Raw genomic sequence first — 7401 nt, 5'->3', positions numbered from 1 at the left:
CGATCCGTTTGGAGACTTCTTCAATGGCTCCCCCACAGGTAATGGGGCCAATACCGGCGATGGCATTTACACCATTACAGCAACGGATAATGCAGGCAATACCAACGATGTAGGTCAATTTGAAATTGATACGACTTCTCCTGGTACTCCCAACAATGGCAATTCTCCTTTCAGCCCCCTGGACATCAGTGACGCAACTGATACCGGCGCCGATGACTTGTTGAGCAGTAATGGTAATCCCGAACTAACCTTTAGCGGTGAGCCAGGATTAGAGATTGAGTTGCTTGGGCCTGACGGTAACCCCGTTGACCCCGATGCCTATGAAGTGGTAGAAACCCCCGGTGCCAACCCTGGTGACCCTTCCACCTACACAATCAAATTAATTGACGCTGACCCATCTGACCCGGATAGCGATCCGTTTGGAGACTTCTTCAATGGCTCCCCCACAGGTAATGGGGCCAATACCGGCGATGGCATTTACACCATTACAGCAACGGATAATGCAGGCAATACCAACGATGTAGGTCAATTTGAAATTAAGACTAGTTCTCTAATTTCTATCAACAATGATCGGGGTACCGTTGTTATTGGCGATCTAGGTTTTGGCTCCATCAATGTCGATGTCTTAGCCAACGATCAGGGCTTGGGCATTCAGATCACCAGCCTGACCCAACCCCTTAAAGGCACGGCGGTGCTGCGGGATAATGGCACCCCCAACAACTTCAGTGACGATTTCTTGACCTATCACATCCATGAAGAGTTATTGGATTTACGCTCAGCCATAGGGCCTGTGCGGATAGAAATCAGTGATATTTTCAGTAATGCTAGCTATAAAAATTCCGTCGGCTTTTATCAAGTTCTCGATCATTTTGGCACCATCCTTGATCCAGCTTCGGGGCGACTTTTAACCCCAGCGGACCCGGAATACAGAAATGTGGCCCTGGCCAGCGCCATTCCCGGGCTACAAATCAGTAAAGATAATCCAGTTCAATCCATTGAACTACCTGGAGGCGACATCTATGCTCCGTTCCTAACGTCTGACCAGGGTAACGGTCAGGTGAATCACTTCTTCGCCCTCATTGATGCCAATCCGGGCCAAGTAGACTATGTTCGTTTTGCTAATAACGTCTATAGCTTTGAAGACACGACCTTTGGCGATCGGGATTTCAATGATCTGCGATTTGCGGTCAATATTTTGCCCCAGGGAGGTTTCGTTCCCCCAGCTATTGGCCTCACCGCTAACGCGGGAGTTTTCACTGCCAATGGGCTAGTCGATCAGTTTACCTACACCATCACCGATGTTAATGGGGATAATCGGACGGCTAGCGTTGCCATTGACAATCAGGAACATCTCAAATTCACCATGGTGGAAGTGGATGGAGATTTCAAAAATGAGGTGGCTATTTTCAGGGTGGACGATCGCCAGGGAACTATCAATGGCATTGCCCCAGGACAAGCAGGCTATCTGGAAGCGGCACTACAAAATAGCCAGGTAGTGTTCACTGGCATCAGTGGACAGACTCAGCTTTTCGGCGAATCCCTGACCCGGACTATGGAAGAATTCAAAGTTAGTGATAGTTTTGGCTTCCTGTTAATCCAAAATAATTCCCTGGATATGGTGCTCAGGGAGCAGGCCGCCGGGGCCATATCCACTCCGGTTTTCTTCAGTCAGGCGATCGCCAATGGTAATCAAATCCAGCAAGTCTCGAGTAATGACGGCCAGGGGATAGTTGTTGCTTGGGAAGATAGTGCCCAGGGAGGAGACGGGGACTTTAATGACTTTGTCTTCCGGGTGGCAATGACAGACCAACCGGCCCCCTTGGGGACGCTCTACCAAGGCCAAACCCAACAGGAGATCTTTGCTAATACGAGCAATCAAAACTTCCAAATCGGGGTTCAGATCGTCAGTGACTCTGCCTATGACAATACTGTGGGCTTCTACCTAGTTCAAAATGCCCAGGGCACTGTGCTGGATTACACTACCGGTCAACTGGTCAACCCCGGTGATGCTAACTATGCTGAAGTGGCAGTGCGGCAACGCCTTTCCCTTGGTTCTAATGGCCAACCCATTGGGGGCGTTCTTGAACCAGGACAGATCATTGCTCCGTTCCTGATTTCCAATGGCACCGAAAATCAATTCTTGACGGTGAACCCTGCCAACCAGGCGATAGCCGCTGGCCCCGTTGCCTTCTTTAGTTATATCAATGCCAACCCCGACAAAATAGACCACTTCCGGTTACTGGCGGATAACACCTTTGGGGTGGAAGACATGCTGGGAGGGGGAGACTTTGACTATAACGACGTAATCATTAAGTTGAACCAAAATCCCATCAATGGGGAATTATTAGATTTCCGTTCCTTCAGTGGCCCAGTAAATCTTGGCATAAACGAAATTACCAGTGATGCTTCCTTTGGGCTCTCCGTCGGTTTTTACCGAGTGGAAAATCAGTTTGGCGCCATTACCGATCCCTTGACTGGTCAAATTCTGAATCCTGGTGATAGCAACTATCAGACTGTGGCACTACAAAATGCCGCCGCTCAGTTTGCTGTTACCCCTGGTATGACCACCCAGACCTTGGCATTGATGGGAGGAAGTCTTTTTGCTCCCTACCTGACAGTGAGTCAGTCCGATGGCAATGTCTTCAACTACTTCTCCTATCTGGGGGCTAATCCAGATAAGGCTGACCACATCCGGGTTTTGGGCGACACGTTCCAGTTTGAGGATGGTTTCTGGGGAGGCGATCAAGACTTCAATGACCTCCAGTTCCGGATTAACGTCCAATAGGGGCAGTAATTAGGAGAGGAAGTGGCTCTGGATCAGAATCTAGAGCAAGGCAAATTTAAAGAAACTATGGGGATTGGCTCCATTGCCCAGAAAAACCTTTAAGATGGGTGGGATCTTTGCACTCTGGCCATTCCCGTCACCGGCGATCGCCATGGGTAGGGGAAGCTTTTTCCCCCTTTTGCCGTCAATGGATTCCGTGAGTCCGGTTTGCCTTTCCGCCGTCCCCCAGGTTTATGTTGCTGAGTATCTCCAACGTTTTCATCAAAAACCCCGTGTTGACTACGGTGTGCACCATCGTTATCATCCTCCTCGGGGCGATCGCCTTACCCCTACTGCCCCTGGCCAAATTGCCAGACATGGCCCCCAAACAGGTGTCGGTAACCACCAACTATGTGGGGTCCGACGCCCAGACTGCGGTGGATAACGTCACCACCGTGCTAGAGCGGCAGATTAACGGTACGGAGCAAATGATTTACATGAACTCCTACACCGACAACACGGGCACCACCACCATCAACGTCTATTTTCCGGTGGAAATGGACCGCAACATTGCCCAGGTATTGGTTCAAAACAACGTGGCGATCGCCTCCGCCAGCTTGCCGGAAGCGGTGAACCGCCAGGGGGTAACCACCCAAACCCAGTCCCCCTCCGTTACCATCGCCTATGGGGTTTACTCAGAAAACGATGACCAGGGCAAACCCATCTACGACGATGTTTTTGTCAGCAACTTTGTTGACCGGGTGCTGCTGGATGAAATTAAAAGGATTGATGGGGTCGGTTCCGCCGCCATCATTGGGGCATCCGAATACGCCATGCGGTTTTGGTTGGACCCCGATGCCCTGGCCGCCAGGGATTTAAGCGCCTCCGATGTGCTCGATGCCATCCGGAATCAGAACGTCCAAGTGGGGGTAGGGGGAGTTAACCTACCGCCGGTGACTGACAAGCAACGTTTCCAGATTAACGCCAGGGCCCTGAGTCGTTTTACCACCCCGGAGGAAGCGGAACAAATTGTCGTCAAAGTGGGGGAAGACGGTGGCTTAATCCGCATTAAAGACGTGGGACGGGCCACCATTGGAACCCAAAACTACATTCAAACGGCCCTGTTCAACAATGCACCGGCCGTGGCCTTTGTCATCTACCAGTTGCCCGGCACCAACGCCTTGGACACCGCCACCATGGTCAAGGAAAAAATGGCCGAGTTGAAGCCCATGTTTCCGCCGGGACTGAACGCAGAAGTAGCCTTGGATAACACTTTGTTTGTAACTGCGTCCCTAGAAGAGGCGGTGATGACCCTGGTGGAGGCAATTTTGCTGGTAATTCTGGTTATCTTCATCTTTTTGCAGAATTGGCGCACCACCCTGATTCCAGCCCTCGCCATTCCCGTTTCCCTAATTGGGGCCATGGCCTTTGCCCTTGCTTTTGGTTTTAGCTTGAATCAGTTGACCCTGTTTGGGGTCATTCTGGCCACCGGTCTAGTGGTGGATGACGGCATTCTGGTGGTGGAGGCGATCGAAGTTAAATTGGACCAGGGCATGAAACCATTTCAGGCGGCCCTGGACGCCATGGGGGAACTGACGGGAGCGGTAATTTCCACTTCCTTGGTGCTGATGGCCGTATTCATTCCAGTTACCTTTTTCCCTGGCACCACTGGCATTGTTTACAAGCAATTCGCTGTCATTATGGCCTCCGCGGTGGCCGTTTCCACCTTTAACGCCATCAGTTTTTCCCCCAGTATGTCGGCCATTCTGATGCGCCGCACCCAAGAATCCCATGGGCCCTTGGCTTGGTTCTTTGGAGTGTTTAACCGCAGTTTTGATTGGGTGAAGGAACGGTACGGCAATATTATTACCATGCTACTGAAAGTGAGACTGCTAGCTATCCCCATCTACATTGCTAGTATTGCCCTGACTGCCTTTGTGTATAACATGACCCCCACCGGCTTTATCCCGGAAGAAGACCAGGGGTATTTTTTCATGCTGGGTAATTCCCCCGCCGGGGTTTCCATTGAGTACACCAAAGACGTTATTTCCCAGGCCACTGAAATTGTTGCCGCCCGGGATGAGGTGGAGCACGTCTTGGGTATGGGGGGATTCAGCTTTTTAGGTAATGACAGTAGTAAATCCCTCTTTTTCGTCAAGCTGAAAAACTGGGATGAACGCCCTGGCCAAAAGGGATCGGTGTTTGGTTTGTTGGCGCAGATTAACCGAGAGTTGGCTCAAAAAATTCCTGATGCCCAGGTTTTTGCCGTCAATGCTCCCCCGGTGGATGGCTTAAGTAGTACCGGAGGTCTGGATTTTTATGTGCAAAACCGCGGTGGTATTCCCCTGGATAGTTTTTTGGACTACATCCAGGAATTTATGGGGAAATTACGCCAGGAACCCGCCCTAGACCCCCGCACCGTCTTTACCCAGTTCACTTTTAATGCTCCCCTGTTGGAAATTAGTGTGGACCGGGAGAAGGCCAATGCCCAAAATGTTGATATTTCCGAGGTGTTCAGCACCATTGGCACCTATATGGGCTCCAACTATATCAACCAGTTTGTTTTAGAAGGACGACTCTACCAGGTCTATGCCATGGCCGATGGAGAATTTCGTTCCAATCCCCGGGACATTGGCCGACTCTATGTCCGTTCCCGCACGGGAGCTTTAGTGCAGTTAAGCAATCTGGTGGAGGTGAAACAAACTACCCACCCACCGATTTTGACCCACTTTAATATCTACCCCGCTGTGGACGTGCAAGCATCCCCTGCCGCTGGTTACAGTACAGGGCAAGCGATGGCGGCAATGGAAAGGCTGTCGAAGGAATTATTCCCTGAATCCATTGGCTATGCCTGGTATGGCACCGGCTATGAAGAACTGCAATCCGCCGGGGCGGCACCGATCATTTTTGGTTTGGCTTTCATCATGGTTTTCCTAGTACTGTCTGCCCAGTATGAAAGCTATGTGGACCCGGCCATTATTATGATGACTGTGCCCCTAGCAATTTTGGGCGCCATGGGGGCGATTCTCCTGCGGGCCAATTTCATGGTGGCCACCAATATGGTTTGGCCGGCGGTGAACAATAACGTCTATGCCCAGGTGGCGTTGGTGATGTTGATCGGTCTAGCTAGTAAAAACGCCATTTTGATTGTGGAGTTTGGCAACCAGGCCATGGATTTGGGCATGAAGATTCCCCAGGCGGCGGCCTTTGCGGCTAAGGAAAGGATGCGACCGATTTTAATGACGGCTATTTCTGGGTTGGTGGGTTTCTGGCCCTTGGTGATTGCTTCTGGGGCGGGGGCCATGAGCCGTTGGTCTTTGGGGACAGCTATTTTTGGTGGTTATCTAATTTCTACTGTTCTTAGTTTGTTCTTGGTGCCAGTGCTTTACACCATTGTTAAAGAAGCTGAAGCCCGCTTCTTGAAAGGTGAGAAAGGGGAAGACGGCTCCAATCCCCCTCCTCCACCGGAGGAAGATAACGGAGATCCCGTCACCAACCCAAGCTAGCAGGATCCCATGAAGGAGACCTAGACTGGTATGGAAAAGCCCATGGCTTTTGAGGGAACTTAAACTGCGGGAGGGATTAACCCATGGCGATCGCCACTATCAATCCGGCCAATGGCCAAACAGTGCAAACTTTCACCCCCCATAGTGCGGCGGCGGTGGATGCCAAACTGGATTTGGCCCAGGAAACGTTCCGGAGTTTTCGAGCTTTACCCTTTGCTCAACGGGGACAATGGTTGCGACGGGCGGCGGATATTCTGGAAGAACGACGGGATGAATGGGCGCACCTCATGACCCTTGAAATGGGTAAACCGGTCCAACAGGCGATCGCCGAAGTTAATAAATGTGCGCTGGTTTGTCGTTTCTATGCCGATCAGGCTGAGGAATTTCTGGCCGATGAAATGGTGGCCACCGATGCCAGCCAGAGTTTTATTGCCTACCAACCCCTGGGGGTAATTTTAGCGGTGATGCCCTGGAATTTTCCCTTTTGGCAGGTGTTTCGTTTTGCGGCCCCGGCCTTGATGGCGGGCAACGTGGGACTCCTCAAACATGCTTCCAACGTGCCCCAATGTGCCCTGGCGATCGCCGAAATTTTCCAGACAGCGGGCTTTCCCGAGGGCGCTTTTCAAACCCTATTAATTGGAGGCAAAGCGGCCAGTGAGTTAATGGCCGACGACCGTATCCAAGCGGGAACCTTGACGGGCAGTGAACCCGCCGGGGCTAGTTTCGCCAGCGCCGCCGCCCAACAAATTAAAAAAACCGTGTTGGAACTGGGGGGTTCTGACCCCTTCATCGTTTTGGAAGATGCAAACTTAGACCAAGCTATCCAAACAGCGGTGCCGGCCAGAATGCAAAACAATGGGCAATCCTGCATTGCCGCCAAAAGATTCATTGTCCAAGCCAGCATTGCCGAGGAGTTTTTCCAGCGTCTAACCAAAGCATTTCAAGCCCTTAAAGTGGGGGACCCTAGTGAACCGAGCACGGACATTGGCCCCCTGGCCACCCCCGATATCTTGGCCGACCTTGTTGACCAAGTGGAGCAAACCATGGCTGCTGGGGCCCGGTGTCGTTGTGGCGGCCAAGCCCTAGACCAACCAGGCTACTACTACCCCCCCACCCTGCTCACCGATGTGC

3 protein-coding genes are annotated in these 7401 nt (G+C 51.7%); all 3 read left to right on the top strand.

What is annotated here, in order from left to right; translation table 11 throughout:
* A partial coding sequence (locus tag IQ217_RS18325) for a DUF4114 domain-containing protein (RefSeq protein ID WP_194021336.1) occupies positions 1-2785 on the top strand: 2785 nt, incomplete at its 5' end.
* 233 nt (positions 2786-3018) lie between these two features.
* On the top strand, positions 3019-6270 hold the full coding sequence (locus tag IQ217_RS18320) for an efflux RND transporter permease subunit (protein WP_194021334.1): 3252 nt from the start codon (positions 3019-3021) through the stop codon (positions 6268-6270).
* A gap of 83 nt (positions 6271-6353) precedes the next feature.
* The coding region (locus IQ217_RS18315; protein WP_194021332.1) for an aldehyde dehydrogenase family protein at positions 6354-7401 on the top strand (1048 nt) is incomplete at its 3' end.

It is taken from the genome of Synechocystis salina LEGE 00031 (assembly GCF_015207985.1).
GTDB classification, from domain to species: Bacteria; Cyanobacteriota; Cyanobacteriia; order Cyanobacteriales; family Microcystaceae; genus Synechocystis; species Synechocystis salina.
The sequence above is the reverse complement of the archived record's forward strand: the minus strand, read 5'-3'. Positions and strand labels throughout refer to the sequence as shown.